Source organism: Tsukamurella sputi, assembly GCF_007858445.1.
Lineage (GTDB): Bacteria > Actinomycetota > Actinomycetes > Mycobacteriales > Mycobacteriaceae > Tsukamurella > Tsukamurella sputi.
Genome location: NZ_VIGV01000001.1, coordinates 269,458 through 292,224, shown reverse-complemented (window position 1 = coordinate 292,224; position 22,767 = coordinate 269,458). Strand labels below are relative to the sequence as shown.

Annotated in this window: 24 protein-coding genes, 1 other RNA gene and 1 pseudogene; 17 read left to right on the top strand and 9 right to left on the bottom strand. The window is 70.6% G+C overall.

The genetic code is table 11. The features are described 5' to 3' along the window. The first annotated feature begins 7 nt into the window (after positions 1–7). The 3 genes from FK268_RS01400 to FK268_RS01390 all read left to right on the top strand — a co-directional run bounded on the left by FK268_RS01400 (position 8) and on the right by FK268_RS01390 (position 1,369). Complete coding sequence (locus FK268_RS01400) at positions 8–466, top strand: hypothetical protein (RefSeq protein ID WP_146430421.1); 459 nt, start codon at positions 8–10, stop codon at positions 464–466. Further along, positions 463–687, top strand: a complete 225-nt coding sequence (gene infA / locus FK268_RS01395) for a translation initiation factor IF-1 (RefSeq protein WP_146430420.1) — start codon at positions 463–465, stop codon at positions 685–687. Before FK268_RS01400 ends, infA begins: the two co-directional genes overlap by 4 nt. 64 nt (positions 688–751) lie before the next feature. Continuing rightward, positions 752–1,369: a VOC family protein gene (locus FK268_RS01390; protein ID WP_146430418.1), complete on the top strand. Its 618-nt coding sequence runs from the start codon at positions 752–754 to the stop codon at positions 1,367–1,369. A 19-nt stretch (positions 1,370–1,388) separates the two neighbouring features. Here the strand turns inward: FK268_RS01390 and FK268_RS01385 are convergent, their stop codons facing one another. Further along, a complete protein-coding gene (locus FK268_RS01385) occupies positions 1,389–1,778 on the bottom strand; it encodes a hypothetical protein (protein ID WP_146430417.1) in 390 nt (129 codons plus the stop codon). Between the two features lie 84 nt (positions 1,779–1,862). Here FK268_RS01385 and FK268_RS01380 point away from each other — a divergent pair, with 84 nt between their 5' ends. Beyond that, the gene (locus tag FK268_RS01380) at positions 1,863–2,795 is read left to right on the top strand and encodes a cobalamin biosynthesis protein (protein WP_146430415.1); all 933 of its coding nucleotides are present in this window, start codon (positions 1,863–1,865) and stop codon (positions 2,793–2,795) included. Here FK268_RS01380 and FK268_RS01375 read toward each other — a convergent pair. From FK268_RS01375 to FK268_RS24900, 3 genes are all read right to left on the bottom strand, one after another. Continuing rightward, complete coding sequence (locus FK268_RS01375; protein ID WP_146430414.1) at positions 2,734–3,603, bottom strand: SURF1 family cytochrome oxidase biogenesis protein; 870 nt, start codon at positions 3,601–3,603, stop codon at positions 2,734–2,736. The two genes, FK268_RS01380 and FK268_RS01375, sit on opposite strands and share 62 nt — an antisense overlap. Continuing rightward, a complete protein-coding gene (locus FK268_RS01370; protein ID WP_146430412.1) occupies positions 3,596–4,066 on the bottom strand; it encodes a low molecular weight protein-tyrosine-phosphatase in 471 nt (156 codons plus the stop codon). The genes FK268_RS01375 and FK268_RS01370 overlap by 8 nt, the downstream gene beginning before the upstream one ends. A 147-nt stretch (positions 4,067–4,213) precedes the next feature. Continuing rightward, positions 4,214–4,732: a hypothetical protein gene (locus FK268_RS24900; protein WP_231706876.1), complete on the bottom strand. Its 519-nt coding sequence runs from the start codon at positions 4,730–4,732 to the stop codon at positions 4,214–4,216. Positions 4,733–4,777: 45 nt separating this feature from the next. Between FK268_RS24900 and FK268_RS01360 the strand changes: the two genes are divergently transcribed. The 11 genes and pseudogenes from FK268_RS01360 to FK268_RS01310 all read left to right on the top strand — a co-directional run bounded on the left by FK268_RS01360 (position 4,778) and on the right by FK268_RS01310 (position 13,857). Next, on the top strand, positions 4,778–5,893 hold the full coding sequence (locus FK268_RS01360; RefSeq protein WP_146430410.1) for a Nif3-like dinuclear metal center hexameric protein: 1,116 nt from the start codon (positions 4,778–4,780) through the stop codon (positions 5,891–5,893). A 10-nt stretch (positions 5,894–5,903) separates the two neighbouring features. Then, positions 5,904–6,662, top strand: coding sequence for a zinc ribbon domain-containing protein (locus FK268_RS01355; RefSeq protein ID WP_146430407.1), 759 nt, complete (start codon positions 5,904–5,906; stop codon positions 6,660–6,662). 32 nt (positions 6,663–6,694) lie between these two features. After that, positions 6,695–7,321, top strand: a pseudogene (locus FK268_RS01350) (histidine phosphatase family protein); the annotation flags it as partial. 34 nt (positions 7,322–7,355) lie between these two features. Further along, an RNA gene (rnpB, locus tag FK268_RS01345) (RNase P RNA component class A) lies at positions 7,356–7,769 on the top strand. Between the two features lie 59 nt (positions 7,770–7,828). Further along, positions 7,829–8,566, top strand: coding sequence for a DUF2127 domain-containing protein (locus tag FK268_RS01340; RefSeq protein ID WP_146430403.1), 738 nt, complete (start codon positions 7,829–7,831; stop codon positions 8,564–8,566). A 9-nt stretch (positions 8,567–8,575) separates the two neighbouring features. Further along, on the top strand, positions 8,576–9,049 hold the full coding sequence (locus FK268_RS01335; protein ID WP_205124441.1) for a DUF6194 family protein: 474 nt from the start codon (positions 8,576–8,578) through the stop codon (positions 9,047–9,049). A gap of 32 nt (positions 9,050–9,081) precedes the next feature. Further along, a complete protein-coding gene (locus tag FK268_RS01330; protein WP_146430401.1) occupies positions 9,082–10,068 on the top strand; it encodes an ATP-binding cassette domain-containing protein in 987 nt (328 codons plus the stop codon). Continuing rightward, positions 10,065–10,904 (top strand): ABC transporter permease, encoded by an 840-nt coding sequence (locus tag FK268_RS01325; protein WP_146430399.1) that lies wholly within the window; start codon positions 10,065–10,067, stop codon positions 10,902–10,904. Before FK268_RS01330 ends, FK268_RS01325 begins: the two co-directional genes overlap by 4 nt. A 10-nt stretch (positions 10,905–10,914) precedes the next feature. Then, on the top strand, positions 10,915–11,697 hold the full coding sequence (locus FK268_RS01320) for an acyl-[acyl-carrier-protein] thioesterase (RefSeq protein WP_231706875.1): 783 nt from the start codon (positions 10,915–10,917) through the stop codon (positions 11,695–11,697). Between the two features lie 17 nt (positions 11,698–11,714). Then, positions 11,715–13,121: an RNB domain-containing ribonuclease gene (locus tag FK268_RS01315; RefSeq protein ID WP_146431799.1), complete on the top strand. Its 1,407-nt coding sequence runs from the start codon at positions 11,715–11,717 to the stop codon at positions 13,119–13,121. Positions 13,122–13,125: 4 nt separating this feature from the next. Next, a complete protein-coding gene (locus FK268_RS01310; RefSeq protein WP_146430396.1) occupies positions 13,126–13,857 on the top strand; it encodes a cutinase family protein in 732 nt (243 codons plus the stop codon). A 36-nt stretch (positions 13,858–13,893) separates the two neighbouring features. Here the strand turns inward: FK268_RS01310 and FK268_RS01305 are convergent, their stop codons facing one another. From FK268_RS01305 to FK268_RS01290, 4 genes are all read right to left on the bottom strand, one after another. Continuing rightward, positions 13,894–15,390, bottom strand: coding sequence for a CYTH and CHAD domain-containing protein (locus FK268_RS01305; protein ID WP_146430393.1), 1,497 nt, complete (start codon positions 15,388–15,390; stop codon positions 13,894–13,896). Positions 15,391–15,393: 3 nt separating this feature from the next. Further along, positions 15,394–16,386, bottom strand: a complete 993-nt coding sequence (gene pip, locus FK268_RS01300; protein ID WP_146430391.1) for a prolyl aminopeptidase — start codon at positions 16,384–16,386, stop codon at positions 15,394–15,396. Then, positions 16,386–17,243, bottom strand: a complete 858-nt coding sequence (gene panB, locus FK268_RS01295; RefSeq protein WP_146430388.1) for a 3-methyl-2-oxobutanoate hydroxymethyltransferase — start codon at positions 17,241–17,243, stop codon at positions 16,386–16,388. Before panB ends, pip begins: the two co-directional genes overlap by 1 nt. 78 nt (positions 17,244–17,321) lie before the next feature. Next, positions 17,322–19,052 carry an NAD+ synthase gene (locus FK268_RS01290; protein ID WP_146430385.1) on the bottom strand — a complete coding sequence of 577 codons (1,731 nt, stop codon included), beginning with the start codon at positions 19,050–19,052 and terminating at the stop codon, positions 17,322–17,324. 54 nt (positions 19,053–19,106) lie between these two features. On the opposite strand from FK268_RS01290, the gene FK268_RS01285 reads away from it, so the two are divergent. Then, positions 19,107–20,714: an alpha/beta hydrolase gene (locus FK268_RS01285; RefSeq protein WP_231706874.1), complete on the top strand. Its 1,608-nt coding sequence runs from the start codon at positions 19,107–19,109 to the stop codon at positions 20,712–20,714. On the opposite strand, the gene FK268_RS01280 is transcribed toward FK268_RS01285, so the two are convergent. Then, the gene (locus FK268_RS01280) at positions 20,715–21,287 is read right to left on the bottom strand and encodes an FKBP-type peptidyl-prolyl cis-trans isomerase (RefSeq protein ID WP_231706873.1); all 573 of its coding nucleotides are present in this window, start codon (positions 21,285–21,287) and stop codon (positions 20,715–20,717) included. Between the two features lie 128 nt (positions 21,288–21,415). On the opposite strand from FK268_RS01280, the gene FK268_RS01275 reads away from it, so the two are divergent. Continuing rightward, complete coding sequence (locus FK268_RS01275) at positions 21,416–22,756, top strand: glutamine synthetase family protein (RefSeq protein WP_146430383.1); 1,341 nt, start codon at positions 21,416–21,418, stop codon at positions 22,754–22,756. The last annotated feature ends 11 nt before the right edge of the window (positions 22,757–22,767 follow it).

Here is a 22,767-nt window from a genome sequence, read left to right as displayed (position 1 = left end):
CAACACCATGAACGTTTCTTCTCTCACTCTGCGGAGGTCGGACGACGGCGACTGGCTCGCGGTCGATGCCGACGACCGCATCATCGGACGCGGCGGACCGTCGCGGCGAGCCGGTTTCATCAGCATCGACGCTTGGAGCGCAGCGGCTTTCGATCTACTGGCCGCGACGCTCCTCGCCGAGCTGTCGCCTCCGCTGCGTACGCTCGTGGCGGACGGTGACGGCGACCAGCTCGCGGCGTGGCAGCGCCACGGCTTCGTCCCGCACAAGCGCGAGACGCTGTACCGAATACCGCTCGATCCGCCTCCCGCTGTGACCCCGCCCGGGGCGTGGCGGGTGCGATCCGCGCCCGGCGTCGAGCCCTTCCTCGCGGCTCAGGCGGATCCGGCGGACGGCGCCGCCGTCGCCGTGATCGAGCGGGCCGGCGGCTGTGCGGTCGAGACCACCGTCGAGCTGGTGCGGCCATGACGAAGACGGCGCGCGGCATCGAGGCCGCCGGCACCGTCGTGGAGGGACTCCGGAACGCGACGTTCCGCGTCGAGCTCGACAACGGGCACGTCGTACTCGCGCATATCAGCGGGAAGATCCGGAAGAACTACATCAAGATCGTTCCGCTCGACCGAGTACTCGTGGAGATCAGCCCCTACGACCTGACCCGCGGGCGGATCATCTTCCGCTACCGCGGCTGACGGGCGGCCGGATCGGTCAGGAATCGAGAAGCGCACCGAAAGCGCAGCTCATAGCGTTGCAGGCATGACAACCTCGCTCTCCGCCCCGATCCGGTCCCTCACCCTGGAGGTGGCCGACCCGGCCGCAGCCCGGGATTTCTACGACACCGCCTTCGGCCCCGACCACGGCCTGCGGTTCAGGGCCTCCACGGAACCGTCCACCGGTTTCCGCGGCTTCGTGATCTCGCTGGTCGTGGCCGAGCCGGCCGTGGTCGACTCCTTCGTCGCGCCCGCGATCGCAGCGGGCGCGACGGAGATCAAACCCGCGAAGAAGTCCTTCTGGGGCTACGGCGGCGTCTTCCGTGCGCCCGACGGCACGCTCTGGAAGGTCGCGTCGTCGTCGAAGAAGAACACCGGCGCGCCGCTGCGGACCATCGACGACACGGTGCTGCTGCTCGGGGTCGACGACGTCGCCGCGACCAAAGCCTTCTACGTCGAGCACGGGCTCTCCGTGGCGAAGAGCTTCGGCCGCAAGTACGTCGAGTTCGACGCCGAACCCGGTGCTGTGAAGCTCGCGCTGTACGGGCGTAAGGCCGCCGCGAAGGACGCGGGAGTTCCGCTGGAGGGCAGTGGCTCTCACCGGATCAGGGTCGACGGCGATCTCGGCTCGCTCGTCGATCCCGACGGCTTCGTCTGGCAGTGAGCGCGCGGACGGGCGGGCGCTAGGCCGCCCGGCCGGGTGCCTGCTGGCGGACCGGCGGCACGTACGGGCCCTCGGCGTTGACGACGAAGAACCGATTGTTCGCGTCCACCGTGACGCGGTAGATCAGCGCGGGGCGCGGGTCGTTGATGTAGACGGTCGCGTTCCCGCGTTGCATCACGCGCACTTCGCATTCCACCAGGTACAGCGAACCGCGCTGGCTGATCAGCTTCTCCGACCGACTGTTCCCCACGCCGTTCTCTGCGTGCTGCGCCACGGAGGCGGCGTAGGAGCAGGCCACCGACTTCGCGAGATCGGCGTCTGTCTGCGGTGCGGCGCCGGCGGCGGTGGGAGCGGCGAGGGAGAGGGCGACCGCGGCGGTGGTGGCGGCGAGGAACCGTGTCTTGATCATGCTGCACAGTAACATGCAAAACGCAAAGAATATGCTGATTGCAAACAGGTGTGCGTCTAGGCGAACCGGGTAGCGTCGACATCCGTGAACCGCACCACCGAACTGGCTCTCGGCATCGTCGCCGACGAGGTCTTCGGCGACCCCCGCCGCTACCACCCGGTCGCGGGCTTCGGCACCGTCGCACTCGCGCTCGAGCGACGGATGTACGCCCCGGCGAAGCTGCGCGGCGCGGCGTACACCGCGGTCCTGGTGGGTGGCGCGGCGGCGCTGGGGTATGCGCTGCGGAGGGTGCCCGGCGCTACGGCGGTCGGCACCTGGGCGGTGGTCGGGGGAGCGGGACTGCGGTCGGTCGGATCCACGCTCGGGGCCGACCTGGAGCGCGGGGATCTGACCGCCGCGCGCGCCCTGCTCCCCAGCCTGTGCGGGCGCGACCCGTCGGTGCTCGACGCCGCAGGGCTCGCGCGGGCGGCTACCGAGTCGGTCGCCGAGAACACGTCGGACGCCGCGGTGGCGCCGCTCTTCTGGGGCGCCGTCGCGGGCCTGCCGGGCCTACTGGCGTACCGCGCGGCGAACACGCTGGATGCGATGGTCGGCTACCGGAATGAGCGGTACGGCGAATTCGGCTGGGCATCGGCGCGACTCGACGACGTCCTCAACTACGTCCCGGCCCGGCTCGCGGGTGCGGTCACCGTCGCCCTGGCGCCGACGGTCGGCGGAGCACCGTCGGACGCTCTCCGTGCCTGGCGTGAGGATGCGGCGAAACACCCCAGTCCCAACGCCGGGGTCGCGGAGGCGACCGCCGCGGGAGCGCTCGGCCTGCAGCTGGGTGGGCGCACGCAGTACGCGCATGGCGTGGAGCTGCGCCCGACGCTGGGCCGTGGCCGCGCACCCGAGCCGCGCGATCTGGCGCGGGCCGCGCGCCTGTCGCGCGCCGTGGAACTGGGCGCGCTCGCCGCTACTGTCCTTTGCGTCCGTACCGGTCGGCGAGCCGTGCGGCGCGGGCGGCCTCGGGGCTGACCTCCGGCGCCTCCTCCGTCGCTTGCGGCGTCTGCGGATCCGCGTTGCCCGCGTCGAAGACGGCCTTGTCCTCGCGCCGGCGTCGTACCTCGGACCACACGAAGTAGCCGATCGCGAGGGGCGCCATGATCCCGAAGGCGAGCCACTGCAGGCCGTAGGAGAGATACGGGCCGGCGTCGAGCATCGGCAGCGGGATCGGATCGAGTCCGCCGGGCTGGTCCTCGTCGAGGGTCAGGTAGCCGGGCGCCAGAGTGATCGACTGCGCCGGGCCGATCGCCGACGGGTCTATCGCGAAGACCTGCAGGAATCCGGCCTCGGTCCGCGGCCCACGGGCCGGATCGGTCTTCTCCGGGGCACGCACGCGGGCCTGGAGCGTGACCGTTCCCGACGGCGGCGGCGCGAACTCCGGCACCACGCCGCCGGTGGGCGTCTTCACGAAGCCCCGGTCGACGAGATAGGTTGCGCCGTCGTTCGCCGCGAACGGCACCAGCACCTCGTAGGCCGGCTTGCCGTCCTGATTCCGCAGCCGGGCGAGGGACTGCTTGTCGGTGAGGTACTGCCCGGTGAGCACCACCCGCCGCCACTCGGCGTCCTTCGGCACGTCGGTGCGGCCGCCCAGCAACTGCGCCGCCGGCACCGGCTCGGCGTTCACGGAGTCGGCGATCTGCTGGTTGCGGTGGCTGGTGGACGAGTTCTTCCCCAGCTGCCACGGTGCCAGCACCGACCAGCACAGCGCGGTGAAGGCCAGCGCCGCGATGGCGAGGGCGATCCACCGCGGCTGGAAGATCACCTTGATCCAGCTAGGCAATGTTCTCTCGCGTCCACTCGAGGAGCCCGGGTATCGCGCCCTCGACCTCGGTCAGCGTCGCTCGGAAGTCGTCGTGATCGCCGTAGTACGGGTCGGGCACGCTCTCGTGCGCGGCATCCGGATCGAAGCTGCGCAGCAGCCGGATCCGGTCCGCGGGCACGCCGCGTCGCCGTAGCGGCGCGACGTGTGAGCGGTGCAGCGCGACCACGAGATCGGCCGCGAGGTGATCGTCGGTCAGCTCAGCGGCGGTGTGCGCGGTGGGGTAGCCGGCCTCCGCGAGCACGTCCTGCGCGCGCGAGTCCGCCGGGCTGCCCTCGTGCCAGCCGTCGGTGCCGGCGCTGGTGACGCGCACCGCCTCGGCCAGTCCGGCATCGGCCACGGCCTGCTCGTAGACGATCTTGGCGATCGGCGAACGGCAGATGTTGCCGGTGCACACGAACGTGACATGCAGCGGAGTACTCACCCCTCCATCTTGCCCGACGCTGCTCGACGCTCGAATCGCCACTGGTGCGGCGACGAGTGGATCGGTATGCTGAGGACTACGCCCGAGCTTTCGCTCGTGGACAGCGGCCCCGCAGCCATCCGGACGGTTGGTGAGCGGGGTTTCGTGTCAACGCACAGTGACGTTCGCTTCGACGACCGCAGCGATCCTTCGCGCTGAGTCGCCGCCGCGTGCTATCGACCATGCGATGGCGTCGGGAATCCAGAGCATCGGTTCAGACGCCGGACGCACGTGGAGGTACTCGAGTCCGCTCCGGGTAGCACGGGTTGCGCGAAACAGCGTTCGGCGGTCTGCCGCGACCAGGCTGTCATCCTGTTCGATGATCAACCGAGCGACCGATTGTGCATCGAGATCCGCCACCACCGCACGAAGGGCGCGCTCTCTAGCGGCTCGAGCGTCTCGGATACCGCGAGCATCGAAGGCGGTGGCTGCGACAGGCATCCCGGCGATCGCAGCTGCGATCGAACGCCGCCGCGAGGGCGACTCCTTGGCGAAATGTATGCGTCGTTGACCCCTCATACGAAGAGCGTTGAGCTCCTTGCGGAGCGTCGGCAGCGTGGACGGAGCGACGACCACGACCACCACGATGAGCCCGGACCCCTTCGTCTCGTCCATGAACGCGTGCATGTCGCGTTCATACCGGAGACGTCCGACGGATCTACGCTGGCAGCCATGAAGCTGGCAGAGGTCATCGCAGTGCTCGATCAGGCGTATCCGCCCCGGCTGGCGGAGGGGTGGGACAGCGTCGGGCTGGTATGCGGAGACCCGGCTTCCGAGGTCGCGCGCGTGCTGGTCTGCGTGGACGTCACGACCGATGTGGTCGACGCCGCGCTCGCCCGTGGCGCCCAGCTCGTCATCGCGCACCACCCGCTCCTGCTGCGCGGCGTCGACACCGTCGCGGCGAGCACGCCGAAGGGTGCGCTGATCCACCGGCTCATCCGCGGCGGGTGCGCGCTGTTCACCGCGCACACCAACGCCGATCGCGCTCGGGGCGGCGTCAACGACGCCCTTGCGGCGGCGCTCGGGGTGGAGGTCATCGGGCCCGTCGAGTACCTGGACGCGCCGCTGCAGCTGGACCGGTGGGGCGTGATGGTGCCGCCCGCGCAGGCGGACGAGGTGCTCGCGGCGATGTTCGAGGCGGGCGCGGGGGAGGTCGGGGAGTACTCCGAGTGCGCCTGGCGGGTCGACGGTGTCGGCCAGTTCCGGCCGGGCGATGACGCGAATCCCGCGATCGGCAGCGCCCGCGAGCTCACCACTGTGGACGAGACGCGGATCGAGCTCGTCGCCGCAACCGCCCACCGCGAGCGCGTGGCCCGTGCGCTCCGCCACGCGCATCCCTACGAGGTGCCGGCGCACGACATCGTCGAACTGGTCGGCGGCGAGCGGGAATGGGGCCTGGGCCGCATCGGAACCCTGTCGGAGCCGCTGACGTTGGAGGCGTTCACCGCCCACGTCGCCGACGCCCTCGGCGCGCCGGCGCGCGCGGCCGGGAACCCGGAGGCGATCGTGCGGACCGTCGCGGTCTGCGGGGGAGCGGGGGACTCGCTGCTCGGTGCCGTCGCGCGCCTCGGCGTCGACGCCTATGTCACCGGTGATCTGCGGCATCACCCCGTGGACGAGCACCTGCGCGTCGGCGGGCCCGCCGTCGTGGACGCCGGGCACTGGGGCACCGAGTTCCCCTGGTGCGCCACGGTCGCCGAGCTGCTCTGGCCCTACCTCGACGTCGCGGTCCACGACACCCCCACGGATCCGTTCACGGTGCGGGCCGCTCCGGGGGCGGATGCGTAGAGTGGCGCAGATGAACGCTGATCCGGCTGCTCAACGCATCCTGCTGGACCTCGCCGAGGTCGACGCGGAGATCGCCCGCCTGGCGCACCGCGCCACCCACCTTCCCGAGGACGCCGAGATCGCCGAACTCGAGAAGCGCGCGACCACCGAGCGCGACGAGTCGGTGCGGGTGTCGATCCTGGTGGAGGACCTGGACCGCGACATCACCAAGCTCGAGAAGGAGGTCGAGCAGACCCGCCTCCGCGAGCAGAAGGACCGCGAGCTGCTGGCCTCCGGTGCGGTTCCGGCGAAGCAGCTGACCGAGATCGAACACGAGCTGCGCGGCCTGGAGCGCCGCCAGTCCGTCCTGGAGGACGAGGAGCTCGAACTCATGGAGAAGCGCGAGGCCGTCGCGCTCGACCAGCAGCGCGCCGAGGCCGTCGTGAACGCGACGAGCGAGGAGATCGCCGCGGTGGCGCGCCGACGGGAGGAGGCCGTCAAGGACATCGACGTCGCGAGGGCCCGCACGGCTGCCACGCGCGAGGACACCGTCGGAAAGCTCCCGCAGGACCTGTACGCGGAGTACGAGCGATGCCGGAAGAACTCCGGTACGGGGGCCGGGCTCCTGCAGGCCCGACGGTGCGGAGCCTGCCGCCTCGAGCTCGACCGCGGCTTCCTGGACGGGGTGGCGCGCACGCCGGCAGACGAGGTCGTGCACTGCGACGAGTGCGGCGCGATCCTGGTGCGCACCTTCGAGTCCGGCCTGCCGCAGGGCAAGCCCGAAGAATGACCCGGGCGCAGGGTGGCGCGACGCAGCGCGGCGGCTGGACGACCTCGGAGCACGAACCGACCCGCCTGATCCTGTTGCGGCACGGCCAGACGCCCGCTTCGGTGGAGCGGCTGTACTCGGGCCGTGGTAACCCGTCGCTCACCGATCTGGGGCGCGAGCAGGCGGCGGCCGCCGCGGAACTGCTGCGCGGCACGGAGATCGACGTGATCCTCTCCTCGCCGCTGGATCGTGCCCGGCAGACGGCCGACGCCGTGAACGCCGATCGCGGCCTCACCGTCGCGGTGGAGGACGGCCTGATCGAGACGGATTTCGGCGACTGGGAGGGACTGTCCTTCGGCGAGGCCCGGGCCCGCGATCCCGAGCTCCACGGCCGGTGGCTGGGTGATACCTCCGTCGCCCCGCCGGGCGGCGAGAGCTTCGACGAGGTGCACCTGCGCGTCGCCGCGCTCCTGGACCGGGTCACCACCGAATACGGGGGCCGCACAGTGCTCCTGGTCTCGCACGTCACGCCGATCAAGACGGCCCTGCGCATCGCCCTCGACGTGGGGCCGCAGCTGCTGTACCGGCTGCACCTCGACCTGGCGTCGATCTCGATCGCCGACTTCTACCCCGACGGCGGCGCGTCGGTCCGCCAGGTCAACCGCACGGCCGCACTCTGACCGCCTCGCCACGGGGTATCCTGGTCGGCGCGGACGAGCTGACCGGGCGGCCGCGACGTTGGGAACGGCTGGGTGACCAGTACGCCCGCGTCGAGGAAAGTCCGGACTCCACAGGGCAGGGTGGTTGCTAACGGCAACCCGGGGTGACCCGCGGGACAGTGCCACAGAGAACAGACCGCCCGGGCTCCGGCCCGGGTAAGGGTGAAACGGTGCGGTAAGAGCGCACCAGCGCGGCGGGTGACCGTCGCGGCTCGGTAAACCCCACCCGGAGCAAGGTCGAAGGCGCCACCGTCGTGGTGGCGCTGCGCACGTGCATGAGGGCTGCTCGCCCGAGCGTGCGGGTGGACCGCTCGAGGCACCCGGCGACGGTGTGTCCAGATGGATGGTCGCCACCCCGGCGCAGAGATGCGGCGGGGGACAGGATCCGGCTTACACGTCAGCTCGTCCGCCCCGAATCGCCCGATTCATCAGGGTGCCGCCGCCTCGTACCGGCGCTAGCCTGATCCGATGGATCTGTCCTTGCTCTCCTGCGGCGCCCGCGGGCACGTCACGTACGCGCCCGACGAGGCCGACCTGCGCGAGCGCGTCCACGCCGAGACCCCCGAGGGGCAGGCGTGGCGCTGCCTCCGCTGCGACGACTTCGTCGTCGGCGAACCGCACGGCTCCGGGCCGGCGGCGCACGCACCGTCGGTCCCGCGAGGCCGGGCCCTGCGCGACGAACTGATCATGCGCTTCCTCGCCGTCGAGCGGGTCGTCCGCGGCCTGATCTTCCTCGCCGGCGGCGTGGTGGTGTGGCAGTTCCGGGACTCTCGGGTGCACCTGCGTGAGGTCTTCCAGGAGAAGCTGCCGATCCTCAGTCAACTGGGCTTCAACGTGGGCGATTCGCGGATCGTCAGCACGATCGACAAGGCGCTCGGGCTCTCCGGCACCGCGCTGGCGTGGATCGCCGTCGGCCTGGTTGCGTACGCCGTGATCGAACTCGTCGAGGCCGTCGGGCTGTGGCTCGGCGCCCGGTGGGGAGAGTACTTCGCGGTGATCGCGACCTCGGCGTTCCTGCCCCTCGAGATCTACGAGATCACCGAGAAGGTCACGGTACTGCGCGCGGGCGCGCTCGTCATCAACATCGCCGCGGTGGTCTGGCTGGTCTGGAGCAAGCGCCTGTTCGGCGTCAACGGCGGTGCGAAGGCCTACCGCGCGGAGCGCGAATCGGAGAGCGTCCTGACGGTGCGCCGCGCCGGCGAGTAGTTTGCAGAGGTGACCGAACCGACCGCCCGCGACGCCGTCATCGCCCTCCTGCGGGAGCTACCCGACTCGACCGTCGAGACGATCGCCCCGGGTGCGCTCGCGGCCGACGGGAAGACCCCGGTGCCCGAGATCGCCTGGGGCGATACCTTCGTCTACTTCACGCCCGACGGCGAACCCGGCGTCATGCCCTACCTCACCGTCATCACCAAGAACTACCCCGACGACGAGCGCTCCGACCTGGACCGGCCAGGCGCCTTCCGGCTCAACGCCACTGTGGGGCGCGAGGCCTTCGCCGAGCTGATCGGCTACCCGCCCGCGGAGCACGCGGCCCACGCGGGCGAGTGGGACTACGCCGCCGACGACGCCGTGATCCCGCATCCGCTCTACGCCAAGCTGGGCTGGGTCTCGATGGTGAACCCCGTCGCCGACGGAGACGTGGTCGGGCTGATCGAGCGCGCCCACCGCCACGTGCAAAATTCGTAGAACTTGTCGGTGCACCGCACTACCGTTGCCCCATGACACACGGTGAGAGCGGTGACTGGGCCATCGAGGCGATCGGCCTGGTGAAACGATTCGGCGATTTCACGGCGGTGGACGGCGTCAGTTTCCGCGTCCCCCGGGGCTCGGTCCTCGGGCTCCTCGGGCCCAACGGTGCGGGCAAAACGACCACTGTCCGGATGATGACCACGCTGTCGCCGCCCACGGAGGGCACTGCGCGCATCGCGGGGTACGACGTACGGGAGAACCCCATCGAGGTGCGCCGCAACATGGGGCTCACCGGCCAGGCCGCCACGGTGGATGAGATCCTCACCGGCCGCGAGAACCTGGCCATGATCGGCGGGTTGTACGGCATCCCGCGCGCCGCGCTGAAGCGGCGCAGCGCGGAGCTGCTCGAACAGTTCTCGCTGACCACGGCCGCAGACAAGCAGGTGAAGGCCTATTCGGGCGGCATGCGCCGGCGGCTGGATCTGGCGGTCAGCCTGCTCACCGCGCCGCCGGTGCTCTTCCTCGACGAGCCCACGACCGGTCTGGATCCGCGCGCCCGCTCCGAGCTCTGGGACGTGCTGCGCATGCTCGTGTCCAACGGCACCACGCTGCTCCTCACCACGCAGTACCTTGAGGAGGCGGATCAGCTGGCGGACGAGATCATCGTCATCGACAAGGGGCGGATCATCGCCCAGGGCACTCCGCTCCAGCTCAAGGAGCGCGCCGGCGCGGCCAGCCTCGTGCTCACGGTCTCGGCCGCCGCCGATCTCCCGCGGGCGCGGGACACCCTGGCGCAGCTCGGCAGCGAGGTCTTCGTCGACGAGGGGGCGCGCCAGGTCAGCAGCCCGGCGAACGGCCTGGCCGACCTGAACCGGGCCGTCGAGCTGCTCGCGGAGAGCGGCATCGAGGTCGACGATCTCGGCCTCTCGCGGCCCAGCCTCGACGATGTCTTCCTCTCCCTCACCGGGCGCCGGGCCGAGACCGACGCGACGGACTCCGAGGAGGTCTCCGCATGACCGCCACCACCTCGGCCGTCGGCGTCGGCGGCGTCGAGACGCATCAGACCAGTCTCTGGAAGCAGTCCTGGATCATGGTTCGGCGCAGCATGATCCACACCAAGCGCATGCCGGAGATGCTGTCGGACGTCACCATCCAGCCGATCATGTTCACGGTGCTGTTCGCGTTCGTCTTCGGATCGGCGATCCCCACGGAGGGCGTGTCCTACCGCGAGTACCTGCTCCCCGGCATCCTGGGGCAGACCATGGTCTTCACCTGCTTCGTGGTGGCCGGCGGCCTGACGACCGACCTCGAGAAGGGCGTGATCGACCGCTTCCGTTCGCTGCCGATCAGCCGTGCCTCGGTGCTCATCGGTCGCAGTATCGCGAGCCTCCTGCACTCCTCGATCGGCATCGTCGTCATGTGCCTCACCGGCCTCGCCATCGGCTGGCGGATCCGCACGAACCCGGTGGACGCGGTGCTGGGCTTCCTCGTGCTCCTGATGTTCGGCTTCGCCATGATCTGGTTCGGGATCCTCGTGGGCTGCATGATGCAGTCCATCGAGGCCGTCAACGGATTCATGTTCGCCACGATGTTCCCGATCACCTTCCTCTCCAACGCCTTCGTACCCACCGCGGGGATGGCGCCGTGGCTCCGGGCGGTGGCGGAGTGGAATCCCGTGTCCTCGATGGTCCAGGCGATGCGAGAACTGTGGGGGAACGATCTTCCCCTGCGGGAGGGTGCGCCCTGGTCACTGCAGCATCCGGTGCTCGCCACCGTGCTCTGGTCGGTCGCGCTCACGGCGGTGTTCGCGCCGCTGGCGGTGCGGGCCTTCAACAAGCGCACCGTCGACTAGGCTCGGGCGGGTGATCGGAGAACCCCTGCCCCCGCGCATCACCGAGCCGCAACGTCGCGCCGAACTGCTCGAGTCCGGCGCCATCTACACCGCTCAGCGGTCCGTCCGGGGCGACGCCGTCAGCCCGGACCGTCGTCTCAAGTTCGACGGTGTCGCCCGCTACCTGCAGGACACGGGACAGGACCACCTCCGCCACGTGGACTACGAGGACGTTCACCCGTACTGGGTGGTGCGGCGCACCGTCATCGAGATCCTCGAGGGCGGCGAGCAGCCCGACATCCTCAGCGTCGAGCGGTGGGGGTCGAAGATGGGCTCGCGCTGGTGCAATGTGCGCATCGGCATCGACGGCCAGAAGGGCACTCGGATCGAGACCGAGGCCTTCTGGATCAACTTCAACATCGACACGCTGACCCCGTCGGCGCTGAGCGAGACCTTCCTGAGCACGTTCGGCGCCGCGGCGGAGCCCGGCGTCCTGCGCTGGAAGCAGTGGCTCGATCCCACACCGCACCCGGACGCCGTCGAGGTGCCCTTCCTGCTGCGCGCCGCCGATCTGGACATCATCCAGCACGTCAACAACGCCGTGTACTGGACGGCGCTCGAGGAGGTGCTGGCCACGCAGCCCGATCTGCGCGAGCGGCTCCCGCTGCGCGGCGTCGTCGAGCACAACTCGGCGCTGCAGTTGGAGGACGAGCCGCGGCTGCTGGCCCACCGTGACGGCGACGTGCTGTACGCGTGGCTCGTGGCGGGGGAGCGCACCGCGGCGGCCATGAGCGTCGAGGCGCTGGCGGAGTAGCCGTGACCGGTATCCCGATGCGCGGACCCGTCCCGTCCAGCGCGGTCGACTTCGGGTCGGTCCGCACCGAGTTCGAATTGGTCGAGGACTTCCCGGCCGCCGCCGCGGCCGAGGCGCAGGCGGTTTCCGACCGCTGCGCGCAGGGGCGCGAGGACCGTCGCGACATCGAGTTCGTCACCATCGATCCGCCCGGCGCGAAAGACCTCGACCAGGCCGTGCACATCGCCGCCGAGGGCGCGGGTTATCTGGTGCACTACGCGATCGCCGACGTCGGCGCGCTCGTCGTTCCGGGCGGCGCGCTCGAAGCGGAGACGCGCAAGCGGGGCCAGACGCTCTACCTGCCCGACGGTTCCGTGCCGCTGCATCCGCGTTCCCTGTCCGAGGGCGCCGGATCGCTGCTCCCGGAGCAGGACCGCCCGGCGGCGCTGTGGGAGATCCACCTCGATGCGCGCGGCGAGGTGGTCTCCGCGACGGTGCGCCGCGCCGTCGTCCGCTCCCGTGCTCAGCTGGACTACGAGGGGGTCCAGGCGGACTTCGATGCGGGGCGGGTGCACCCGAGCATCGCTCTGCTGCCGGAGGTCGGGGCGCTGCGGGCCGCCTGGGGCCGTGCGCACGGCGCGATCGACCTGCGCCTGCCCGCTCAGGAGGCCGTCGAGGGGGCCGACGGCTGGACCCTGCGGATCGAGCCGCGCACCGACTTCGACGCCCACAATGCGCAGATCTCACTGCTCACCGGCGTGTGCGCGGCCGCGATCATGCTGAAGGCGGGGATGGGGCTGTTGCGCACGCTGCCCACCGCGCCCGACGGTGCCGTCGCCGACCTGCGGCGTACCGCGGCGGCGCTGGGGCAGGACTGGCCGCAGCAGGTCGGTGTGGGCGACTTCCTCGCCGGCCTCGATGTGAGCACGCCGCAGGGACTGGCCGTCATGAGCGACGCGGCGCGGCTGCTTCGCGGATCCGGCTACGCGGCGTTCGGTACCGCGCAGGCGCCGGAGCCACCTGCGGACCGCGGACACGCGGGGGTAGGCGCACCGTACGCCCACGTCACCGCGCCGCTGCGGCGACTGGCGGACCGCTACGCCACCGAGGTGTGCCTCGCCGCGTGCGCGGGCACCCCGGTGCCGGCCTGGGCGTCGGACGCACTGGACGACGTCGCCGAGACGATGCGCCGCACCAACTCCCTGGCGAACAAGGTCGATCGCGCCTGCATCGACCTCACTGAGGCCGTGATCCTGGCTGACCGGGTGGGCGAGAGTTTCTCGGCCGTCACGATGCGCGCGGATCAGGTCCTGATCGACGAGCCCGCCGTGATCGCGCCCTGCAGCGGAGCGCCACCCGAGGGGCGTTGCGTGACGGTCCGCCTCGAGACCGCCGATGTGACCTCGCGAAAGGTGTCCTTCGTGTACGAGAAGGCGCTAGCGTGAGCACATGAGCCGTCGCCTCGTCCTCATTCCCGCCGCCGTCGCCCTGCTCGCACCGCTCGCCCCTGCTCTCGCGGCGCCGGCAACGGCGGCCCCGGAGTGTGCCGACTACACCTTCATCGGGGCCGCGGGTTCCGGAGAGGGCCGTGAGGCTGGCGGTCTGGGCGCGATGGTCAACACCGCGGCCCAGGCCTTCGCCGGCCGCGTCCGGGCGGCGGGGAAGACGGTCGCCATCCGCCCGATCTACTACCCGGCGGCGCCGGTGCCCACCGGGCTGGACAAGCTCGGCGGCTTCCTCGCCAGCATGAACACCGGCGCAGCGAACACCCAGGGCGATGTCGAGATCGTCGTCAAGGCGTGCCCGTCGACGAAGATCGTGATGGCGGGCTACTCCCAGGGCGCGGCCGCCGTCCACCGCGCGCTGCAGCGGCTGGGCGATCGCCCGCAGTTCACCGCTGCTGCGCTCATCGCCGATCCGGACCGCATCCCGAACGACACCACCCGCTACCTCGGCACCGCGCCGCGCTCGCAGGGGATGGCGCAGGCCTCGGCGCTGGTCAGCGGCGCCAATCCGGCGCCTCTGGCCCCGCGTGTGGGAGGCCGGACCCTGACGATCTGCACCACGGGTGATCCGGTGTGCCACTGGACCGGTGACCTCGGCACCACGGTGGCGAACTCGCACAACTCGTACTCGGGCACGGACATCGGCAATCGCCTGGCGGGCATCGCCGGCTTGTAGGGGCCGGCCGGCCGCGGTACGGGACCTAGCAAGCGATCAGCGCAGCGCGCGGAGCATCCCCGGTAGGGCGGCGCGTGCCTGGCCGGCGCGGATCTCCTCGATCGCGTCGATGCGTCCCAGCCGGAAGGCGATCGCGGGATCAGTCGTCTCGGCCGCGAGATCGGCCACGGCATCGCGGGCGATCGTCGCATCCTGGAACTCGCCGAGTCGCGTCTGCACCTTCGACAGCCCCTTGACCTCGGACCGCAGGTCGCCGCGGACCACCGGGTCCACCACCGCCGAGGCGTAGCGCAGCCGTTTGGCGTGTTTGCGGATCGCGTGCACGTCATCGTCCGTGCACGACGGGTCCGCCAGCAGCACCGTCGACTGTCGGGCGAAGGAGCGGATCCGCTTGTCCAGCAGCGGCGCCAGGCTCTTCAGTGCCGGCTGATCCGCCCGTTCGCGCAGCGGGGGATCGGCGATGAAGGCGTCGATCGCGTCCAGGAGCACGAAGTACCGGTCCGAGTTCAGAGCCAGCTCCACGCGGCCCCAGCCCCGCGCCTCGGCGGCGTGCTGGCGATGCGCGAGAGCGGCGCCCGCGCCGCCGAGTTCGCCGTCCGCATCGAAGTCCTCGAACCGCTGCGCGAGAACCTCGGCGTCGCGAACCGCGCCCAGGATCGACGCCAGCAGCTTGAGCTCCGAGCTCAGCGCGGCGCGCGCGGGTCCCTCGAAGAAACCGGAGAACTCGGTCAGCACGCTGCGCAGCTGTCGCGTGGCGATCCGCATCTGGTGCACCGCATCGTCGCCGCGGGCCCGCACCCGCGGGTCCTCGCGCAGCAGCTTGTCGCGGTAGGCGGCGAGCGCCGCGGTGAGCAGTTGGCCCGCGGTCGCGTGCGAGATCTTCTTGGGTAGGTCGACGGGCGGCCGGGCGGCCTCGGTGTCGATCGCGCGCGCCAGCTTCGACGCCGCGTCCGGTCGCTCGCCGCCCGCCGCCCGCAACACCTTGTCGACGGCGATCGCCGTCTTACGGCCCAGCGAGGTGTCCGGCACCTCGAACTCCCACTCGCGCCAGTTCTTCTCCGGCCCGTCGGGGAGCAGGGACACCGAATGCACGTGATCGTCGACGAACTCGCCGAGGAGCTCCCCGTCGACCGCGTGGCAGTACGTCGTGTGCCGCTCGTTCTCGATGATGGCGATGGGGGCGAGGACGCGCCCGCGCACGAGTGCGCGGACGCGCTCCACCAGCTCTGCCGGCACCTCCGCCGAGGCGCCCTCCGGCGCGTCGGCGTCGTCGCCCAGCGGCACCGTCACCTCGCGGCGGTCGGCACCGTCGGGTAGCTTGAGGTGCCACCCGTCGTCCTTGCCGCCCGTCCGGCGGCGCAGCGTGATCCGGTTGGCGGCGAGGTCCAGGGCGTCGGTGTCGTAGTACACCGCGACCAGGTGGAAGACCTCGTCGGTCGAGACGCGGTCGACGCCGGGAACGCCCACCAGTGAGGGGGCCGCAGTCTCCGGCCCGACCTCGTACTTCGTCTCGATCTCACGCTGCTCGGCCATTGCTCAGTCCTTCGCGAATCGGTCGGTGGCCTCGATGAGCGCCGATCGGATGCCCGGCTCGAACGCCGAGTGGCCCGCGTCGGGGACCATGACCAGCTCCGCCGTGGGCCACGCGCGGTGCAGGTCCCACGCGCTGCGCGCGGGGCACACCACGTCGTAGCGGCCCTGCACGATCACACCGGGGATGTCCGCGATGCGGTCGATGTCCCGCAGGAGCTGCCCCTCGTCGAGGAAGCCGGCGTTGACGAAGTAGTGGTTCTCGATCTGCGCGAAGGGGATCGCGAACCGCGGGTCGTCGGCGTCGGCCGAGCTCTCCGGCGTGTTGATCAGGTGGCTGGTGCTGCGCTCCCACATCGACCAGGCCTTGGCGGCGCGGAGCGCCACCGCCTCGTCGTCGGAGTGCAGGAGACGGTGGTACGCCGCGATCTTGTCGGCCGACGGTGCCCGATCCGCCTCGTCGAGCGGGGCGAGGTAGCCCTCCCAGTTGTCCGGGTAGACGTGCGAGGCGCCGTCGTTGTAGTACCAGTCCAGCTCACTGCGGCGCAGCAGGAAGATGCCGCGCAGCACCAGCTCCGTCACCCGGTCGGGATGGGCCTGCGCGTACGCCAGGCCCAGCGTGGAGCCCCAGGAGCCGCCGAAGACCTGCCATCGATCGATGCCCAGGTGTTCGCGGATCCGCTCGATGTCGGCGATCAGGTGCGCGGTGGTGTTCACCGCCAGCCGGTCGGCGAGCGAATCATTCTCTCCGGTGGACGGATCCGCGATGTGCGGCTTCGACTGCCCGCAGCCGCGCTGATCGAAGACGACGATCCGGTACGCCGCCGGATCGAAGAACCGCCGGCAGTCGGGCGAGGTGCCGCCGCCGGGGCCGCCGTGGATGAAGACCACGGGCTTGCCCTCGGGGTTGCCGCTCTGCTCGAGGTAGACGAGCTGACCATCGCCCACGTCCAGCAGCTCGGTGCTGTAGGCCTCGATCTCAGGGTAGAACTCGCGCATCAGAATCCGTGCTCCGGTCCGGGGAACTCGCCTGAGGCGACCTCCGCCACGTACTCCTGGGCGCCGCGCAGCAGCTCGTCGCCGATGTTCGCGTACTTCTTGACGAACCGTGCGGTCCGGCCCCGGTTGAGGCCGGAGAAGTCCTGCCACACCAGGACCTGGCCGTCACACTGATTGCCCGCGCCGATCCCGATGGTGGGGATCGAGATCTCCTTCGTGACCTGAGCAGCCACGTCGGAGGGAACCATCTCCAGCACTACGGAGAAGGCGCCCGCGGCGTCCACGGCCTTCGCGTCGAGCCGGATCTTGTCCGCCGCCTCGTCGCCGCGGCCCTGGACCCGGTTGCCGCCCAGCGAGTTCACCGATTGCGGCGTGAAACCGATGTGCGCCATCACCGGGATGCCGCGGCGCTGCAGGAACTCGATGGTGGGTGCCATGTGCACGCCGCCCTCCAGCTTCACGGCCTCGGCGCCCGCCTTCATCAGCGTGGCGGCGTTCCGGTACGCCTGCTCGGGTGACTCCTCGTAGGTGGCGAAGGGCATGTCGGCCACCACGAGCGCGTACTTCGTGCCGCGGCGCACCGCGGCCACCATCGCGGCCATCACGTCCAGCTCCATCGGCAGCGTGGAGTCGAACCCGTACACGGTGTTCGCTGCGCTGTCGCCGATCAGCAGGGCGGTCACGCCGGCCTCGTCGAAGATCGAGGCGGTCATGAAGTCGTAGCTGGTGAGCATCGCCCACTTCTCGCCGCGCTCCTTGAGCTCGGCCAAGTGGTGGATGCGCACCTTCTTGCGCGGCGCCTTCTGCGCCGCAGGATCCGGTTCGGATCCGCTTCCGTAGACGGGCGTTTCGCTCATCCTCGTCGCTCCATTCCTTCCGTCCCAGCCGGTCTCTCCGGTCCGGGCAGTCGTGGTGGGATCGGATCCCTCCCGGCGTCAGGCCGGGTCGTGCCAGCGGTTCGTGATCGGCATCCTGCGGTCGCGGCCGAAGGCCTTCGGCGTGATCTTCGGGCCCAGCGGGTACTGGCGCCGCTTGTACTCTGCGCGGTCCACCAGGCGGGCGACCTTGCGGATGAGCTCCGGCTCGTAACCGGCCTCGGCGATCTCCGCGACGCCCTGATCCTGCTCCACGTAGCGGCGCAGGATGTCGTCGAGCACGTCGTAGTCGGGCAGCGAATCGCTGTCCTTCTGCCCGGGCCGCAGCTCGGCCGACGGCTCCTTGGTGATGGAGTTCTCGGGGATCGGCGGCGTCTCGCCGCGTTCGACGGCGACCTCGTTGCGCCACCGCGCCAGCTTCCACACGAGTGACTTCTCGACGTCGCGAATCGGGGCGTAGGCGCCGACGGCATCGCCGTAGATCGTGGAGTAGCCCACGGCCAGTTCGCTCTTGTTGCCCGTCGCGAGCACGAGGTGGCCGTCCAGGTTGGACAGTGACATCAGCGTCATACCGCGGCAGCGGGCCTGGATGTTCTCCTCGGCGAGGCCGGTCAGGTGCAGCTGGCCGACGAAGGACTCCACCATGCGCTCGATCGGCTCGAACCGGAAGTGGATACCCATGCGTCGGGCCTGGTCGGCCGCATCGTCCTTGGAGTGGTCCGAGCTGTACTTCGAGGGCATGCCCACGCCGTAGACGTTGTCGGCGCCCACCGCGTCGGCGGCGATCACCGCGACGAGGGCGGAGTCGATGCCGCCCGACATCCCCAGCCCGACGGTGCGTCCACCCACCTTGTGCACGTAGTCGCGTGTGCCGGTCACCAGTGCCGCCCAGGTCTGGGCGAGGTCGTCGAGCTCGTTCCAGCCGGTCACGATCTGCACCAGGTCGACGGGGCGGGCCGGCAGAGGCACCTCCTCGACCTGCCAGCCCTCGACCGTCGCAGCGCGCGCGTGACCGCGAGGCTCGATGTCCGTGTACTGGGTGGCCTCGACGAACTGGGGACCCATGGCGGGCGCACCGTCGAGCCCGAAGACGAACGAGTCACCGTCGAAGACGAGCTCGTCCTGCCCTCCGACGAGGTTGACGTAGACGATCGGCGCGCCGGCCTCGGCGATGCGGGCGGCCACCACCTCGCGGCGCTGCGCGGGCTTGCCGACCTCGAAGGGGCTGGCGTTGAGGCACAGGACGGCGTCCACGCCGAGTGCGCCCAGGCCGGCTACGGGACCGTCGGGCCACCAGACGTCCTCGCAGATCGCCAGGCCGAGCCGGACCCCGTCGACGTCGAGGACGACCAGCCGGTCGCCCGGGGTGAACCAGCGCTTCTCGTCGAAGACCCCGTAGTTGGGGAGGAAGTGCTTGTCGTACCGCGCGACGAGCCGGCCGCCGTGCAGCACGCCGGCGGCGTTGCGGGCGCCGCCCGTCGGATTCGTACTGGTCTCAGGGGCGTCGGGATCGCGGTCCAGGAAGCCGACGATCACGATCAGGTCGCCGCACCCGGCCGCGTCCAGGGAACGGGCCAGCTCGTCCACGGCCTTGCGGGAGTCGACCGCGAAGGACCGGCGCAGCAGGAGGTCCTCGACCGGGTAGCCGGTGAGGGCCATCTCGCCGAAGACGGCGACCTGTGCGCCGCTCTGCGCGGCGTCCCTGGCTGCTGCGGTGATCCGACTGGCATTCGCGTCCAGATCACCCACGACGGGGTTGATCTGGCACGCCGCGACACGAAGAGGCGTCATGGCTCAACCCTAGCGTCCCGGGAACCGGGCGCGGCGCGTGGCAGGATCGGAAGGATGAAGGCAGGTAAGCCCCTCCTGACCGCGGTCGCGGTCCTGTCCGCGACCGTCCTCACGGGATGCTCGGTCCAGATAGGGGGTACCGCGGAGCCCGCGGGGGTATCCGGCCCGACCGGCACGCGGACGTCGACGACGCAGGCGGCGCCGGGCGTGCCCGCGGCAGTGCAGAAGTACTACGGGCAGCGCCTTTCCTGGGGATCGTGCGCCGAGATGGCGAAGGCCGACGACATCACCGAGTACGACAAGAACAAGCTGCAGTGCGCGCGGCTGACCGTGCCGATCGACTACAACGATCCGAGCGCCGGGGAGACCACCCTCGCCGTCGCACGGGTGAAGGCGACCGGACAGCGGCAGGGCTCGCTCCTGATGAATCCCGGCGGGCCCGGCGGCTCGGGCGTGCAGCAGGTGGCGGGGAAGTCGATGGAGGCCGACAAGGTCGAGATCGCGCGCACCTTCGACCTCGTCGGCTGGGACCCGCGTGGCGTGGGCGCCAGCGCGCCGGCGGTGAAGTGTTTCAGCGACCGGCAGCGCGACGAGAACCGGCTCTCGACGCTGGCCTTCGACAACTCGCCGGCGGGCATCGCCAAGCAGGAGGCGTTCAACAAGTCGCAGGCCGATCTGTGCGCCGAGAAGATGGGCAAGAACTTCCTCGCGCACGTCGGTACGGCCGACACCGTCCGCGACCTGGACGTGCTGCGCGCCGTCCTCGGCGATCAGAAGCTCACCTATCTCGGTTACAGCTACGGCACCTTCATCGGCGCCATCTACGCCGAGACCTTCCCCGAGCGCGTCCGGGCCATGGTCCTCGACGGCGCCGTGGATCCCGCGCTGGACTCGATCACCTCGAACGTGCAGCAGATGGCGGGCTTCCAGACCGTCTTCGACGACTGGGCCAAGGACTGCGCGAAGTACCCGACGTGCCCCGTGGGCACCGATCCGTCGAAGGCGACCGAGCGGTACCAGCAGCTCACCCGGCCGCTCATCGACCGGACGGTGCGCGGCCAGGGCGGGCGACAGCTGAGTTACAACGACGCCACCACCGCCACGATCCAGGCGATGTACGCGCAGCAGCTGTGGGAGCCGTTGCGCCGGGCCCTTGCCAATCTGCAGAAGGGTGACGGCTCGCTCCTGCAGCGGATCGCCGATCTGTACCTCAACCGAGACGAGCAGGGCCGGTACTCGCCGATGATGGATGCGAACACGGCGATCAACTGCGTCGACGGCCCCGCCGTCACCGAGCCCGCGGACCTGTCGCGGCTCGACTCCGAGATCCGCAAGGCCGCTCCCTTCCTCGACGACGGCCGCGGCACCGGGCGCGCCGCCAAGGGCAGCTGCGCCTACTGGGCGGCCGCGCCGACCCTCAAGCCGCACGAGGTACACGCGGTGGGTGCGCCCAAGCTGGTGGTCGTCTCGACCACGCACGATCCGGCGACGCCGTACCAGAACGGCGTGAACCTGGCGAAGCAGCTCGGCGCCTCGCTGATCAGCTTCGAGGGCAGCCAGCACACGATCTCGCTCGAGGGCAACGCCTGCGTCGACGGTGCGGTGACGTCGTACCTGCGTGATCTCACCGACCCGGCCGCGGGCCTGCGCTGCGCGGGCTGATCAGTTCGCTGCGAGCACCCTGATCGCGAAGATCAGGGTGTCGCCGGGCGCCACGCCCGCGCGCGGCTCACCCTTGGGGTAGCCGTCCGCAGCGGTCACCGAGGTCACGACGGAGGCACCGACCCGCTGCCCGACGAGCGCCGTCCGGAATCCGGTCACGACGTCCGGCAGCGCGAGCTCGGCCGAGGTCGCGCGGGCGAAGGCATCGTCGAAGACGGCGCCGGTGCGTCCGTTGACGCCCTGGTAGCAGACGGTGACCACGGACTTCTCCGTGATTGCGGCGCCGGATCCCGCGTGCGCGGTGATCGTCCGGGACGTGTCCACCCGGAACGGAGCGGAGACCGTGATCCGTGGGGCGGTGGCGTCCGTCGCAGCGACCACCTCGGCGCTACCGGTGACGCCGCCGAGAGTGGCGGTCTGCGCGTTCGCGGCGGGCATCGCGGAGGGGCAGACGTCGATCGGCCGGGCCCTGCTACTCGGGGCCGGGCCGTCGGAGCCGACGCCGCACGCCGCGAGGGGCAGGGCGCACGCCGCGGCGGTGGCGACGGTGAGGCGCGCGAACGGAGCATCCACGCCGCGCACGCTACTTCGTCGTCCGATCAGGGGATGCGAAACGGCCGGAACGGAGGGGATGCACGGGACCGCCGTGTCGCCTGCGGGTTGTAACACGCAGTTAACACCTCCTCGCTTAGGGTCGAGCCATGGATCGGCAGCAGGAGTTCGTGCTTCGCACCATCGAGGAACGGGACATCCGCTTCGTGCGGCTGTGGTTCACCGACGTGCTCGGTTTCCTCAAGTCCGTGGCGATCGCCCCCGCGGAGCTGGAGGGTGCCTTCACCGAGGGCATCGGCTTCGACGGCAGCTCGATCGAGGGCTTCTCCCGGGTCTCCGAGGCGGATACCGTCGCGAAGCCCGATCCGTCCACCTTCCAGGTGCTTCCGTGGCTGAGCAACGACGGGGAGATGCACTCGGTCCGCATGTTCTGCGACATCGCCATGCCCGACGGGACGCCGTCGTGGGGCGACAGCCGGCACGTGCTGCGGCGACAGCTCAATCGCGCCGCGGACCTCGGATTCTCCTGCTACGTGCACCCGGAGATCGAGTTCTACCTCCTCAAGAAGGAGATGGGTCCCAGCGGTCTGCCGGTGCCGGCCGACACCGGCGGGTACTTCGATCAGGCCGTGCACGAATCCGCCCCGAACTTCCGGCGCAGCGCGATCGAGGCGCTCGAGGCCATGGGCATCTCCGTCGAGTTCAGCCACCACGAGGCGGGGCCGGGCCAGCAGGAGATCGACCTCCGCTACGCCGACGCCCTGTCGATGGCCGACAACGTGATGACCTTCCGCTACCTCGTCAAGGAGGTGGCGATGTCCGAGGGCGTGAAGGCGTCCTTCATGCCGAAGCCCTTCAGCAGCCACCCGGGTTCCGGCATGCACACCCACATGAGTCTGTTCGAGGGCGATTCCAACGCCTTCCACGACCCGGACGACGAGCTGCAGCTCTCCGCCACCGGCAAGGCCTTCATCGCCGGCATCCTGCACCACGCGCCGGAGATCTCCGCCGTCACCAACCAGTGGGTGAACTCCTACAAGCGCCTGGTGACCGGCGACGAGGCGCCGACCGCGGCCACCTGGGGCGCGGCCAACCGGTCCGCGATGGTCCGCGTGCCGCTGTACACGCCCAACAAGGCGAGCAGCCGGCGCATCGAGGTCCGGTCGCCCGACTCGGCGTGCAACCCGTACCTCGCCTTCGCGGTCCTCTGCGCGGCCGGTCTCGCCGGCATCAAGGGCGGGTACGATCTGCCCGAGGCCGCGGAGGACGACGTGCGGCAGATGACGGCCCGCGAGCGTCGCTCCATGGGCTTCCGCGACCTCCCGTCCGGCCTCGACGACGCGCTGGTGCTCATGGAGAAGAGCGAGCTCGTGGCGGAGACGCTGGGGGAGCACGTCTTCGAGTACTTCCTGCGGAACAAGTGGGCCGAGTGGAACGACTACCGTTCGGTGGTCACCCCGTTCGAGCTCGACCGCTTCCTGTCGCTGTAGGGGGGCCGACG